The following is a 2,241-nucleotide window of genomic DNA, read 5'->3' as shown; positions in this document are numbered from 1 at the left end:
GGCCACGGCCGCCCGGCTGCGGCTGCGTGCGCGCTGCAGCTCGGCCATCTGCAGCCAGACCGCGCCGCGCTCGAGTCGGCTGCCGCGACGGCGCGCCCAGTCGCCCAGCCGGCGCAGCGCGAGCAGCACCGTCGCGTCGTCGCCGATCGCGGTCGCCACCTGCGCGATGTTCTGCAGCACCTGGCCGCCGTCGGGCTGGCTGCGCGGGGATTCGATGTGGCGCGCATCCGGCAGCACCGCCGAGGCCCGCGCGTATTCGGCCTGCGCGCCCTGCACGTCGCCCTGCTGGGCCAGCAGGCGGCCGCGCTCCAGGCGCATCAGCGCCTCGTTGTGGCGCAGGCTGATGTCGAGGTGGTGGTCGTTCGGCGCCCCGGGCGTGCCGACCGCCTGGGCGGCCATCGCGATCGCGCTGTCGAGGTCGCCGCCGAGGCGGTGCGCCATGGCCATCGCGGCCTGGCAGCGCGCCAGGTCGGCGCGGTGGTCCATCAGCCGGAAGCGTTCGGCGGCCTCGGCGATCAGCGTCATCGCGCGCTCGTGCTCGCCGACCTCGAGCCAGCACTGGCCGCGCAGCAGCAGGATGCGGGTGGCGCGCCAGCGGTCGTCGCGGCGCTCGAAGGCCTGCTGCGCTTCCAGGCACAGCACGTAGGCGCGGTCGGGGCGGCGCGCCTGCAGCACCAGGGTGGCGGCGCGGAACAGCGTGCGCACCGTCTCGCCGTCGTCGCCGCTGGAGCGCGCCAGCGCGATCGCCTCTTCGCACAGGGCGACCGCGTACGGGCCGTCGGCGCCGACGCGCTCCATCGCCTTCAGCAGGCGCTGCTCAACTTGGGACGGCAGCAGCCGCTCCGGCGCGGTGTGCGGCCAGAGCGTCGGGCGGTCTTCGAAGAAGTCGAGGGAATCGCTGTCGGGCATGAGGCGGGATTGTGCAATGCGCAGCGTCAGGCCCTCAACCACAGGTAGTCGCCGGCGGAGATGGCCTCGAACATGTCGTCGGGGGCCTGCAGCAGGTGGTCCTTCCAGTAGCGGCCGTGCTCGGCGTAGTGCGTCAGCGTGTCCATCAGCCACGGGCCGTCGATGTCGTCGGTCATCGGCACGCGCACGATCAGCTGGGTCGAGCCGGTGTCGGGGTCGAGGCCGAGCTGGGCCTGGTCCTGCGCATAGACGAGCAGGTTCGATTCGAGCATCAGCCGGAAGATCGACAAGGTCCGCCCGGCGGTCGTGATGCCGTAGTCGAACTGGATGTACATCGCCTGCGGATCGTTCGTCACATGGTCGACGATCACGCTGAAGCCCTCGACCTCGACGCGCCGCGACTGCAGCACCGCCTGCACGTCCGGCAGGTCGAGTTCGCCGCACAGCTCCGTCAGCAGGCCGATGTAGCGCTCGTGGTCGGGATCGTCGCCATCCGGCGCCTCACCCTCGGCTCGCTCGGCGCCTTCGGGCAGCGCTTCGTCGTTCATCACAGCACTCATCGCTCGTTCCTCCGGGACTGCACGAGCATCTTCGCGATGCTCAACGCGGCTTGTTCTTCCGTGCGCGGCACCTGCAGCTGCAACAGCTTCATCGGCAGCATCCAGTGCAGCATCTTGATCGACAGCGGAAAGCCGCCTTCCGGCATCGCCGGCTTCAGGTAGTTCGCCGCCAGGAACTCGGCCACCGCCTTCAGCCCGCCGCTGTCGAGCCGGGCGCCGGCGCGCGTGCTGCCGAGCAGCGCCAGGTTCAGCTTGCGCAGCGCAGCGGCCGCGAGCGCGCCGTTGCCGGTTTCGGCCGCCTTGTTCAGCTCGCGGTCGATGACGGCCTTCTGCACCACGCCCAGCATGCCCTTCTTGCAACGCTGCAGCGGGATCTTCGAATCGAACACTCGGCGCGGCGAGCCGCCACGGCCTTGTTCATCCGATTTCTCCGACAGGCTGCGCGCGCGGGCCAGCTTGTCCTGGCGCGACTCCTCGCCGCCGCCCCGGTCCTGGTCGTCGCCGGAGTCCTGCGACTGGTCCTTCAGGTTGACGGCCTCGGTGCCGGTCTGCTGCGCGTCGGACGAGTGGAAATCGTTGTCGTCGTCGTCCCCGCCCGGCACGCCGCCGACCCCGCGGCGCCGCGTCTTGCGCGCCTTGTTGGTGGTGGCCCGCTTTGGCCGCGCGCCCGGCCGGTTGCCGCCGACGTGGCGGCCCTGGCCGCCGGAGCGCTGCGGGCCGTGGTGGCCTTGGTGCGTCTGGTGGGTGGCCTGCGGCGTGGCCGCCGGCGCCG

General features: G+C 71.8%; 3 protein-coding genes. All 3 read right to left on the bottom strand.

Going from position 1 to position 2,241, the window contains the following annotated elements; translation table 11 throughout:
* Window positions 1-909 (bottom strand): tetratricopeptide repeat protein (locus ACXJLU_RS33175; protein WP_457337979.1); only part of this gene is annotated, 909 nt, incomplete at its 3' end.
* Between the two features lie 26 nt (window positions 910-935).
* Window positions 936-1,469 (bottom strand): CesT family type III secretion system chaperone, encoded by a 534-nt coding sequence (locus ACXJLU_RS33170; RefSeq protein ID WP_457337978.1) that lies wholly within the window; start codon window positions 1,467-1,469, stop codon window positions 936-938.
* Window positions 1,466-2,241 (bottom strand): hypothetical protein (locus ACXJLU_RS33165; RefSeq protein WP_457337977.1); only part of this gene is annotated, 776 nt, incomplete at its 5' end. The genes ACXJLU_RS33170 and ACXJLU_RS33165, both read right to left, overlap by 4 nt.

It is taken from the genome of Rhizobacter sp. P5_C2, assembly GCF_054049715.1.
The sequence above is the reverse complement of the archived record's forward strand: the minus strand, read 5'-3'. Positions and strand labels throughout refer to the sequence as shown.

Coding starts and splice junctions, on each gene's coding strand:
- ACXJLU_RS33170 (WP_457337978.1), bottom strand. CDS start 1,469: ATGAGTGCTGTGATGAACGACGAAGCGCTGCCCGAAGGCGCCGAGCGA.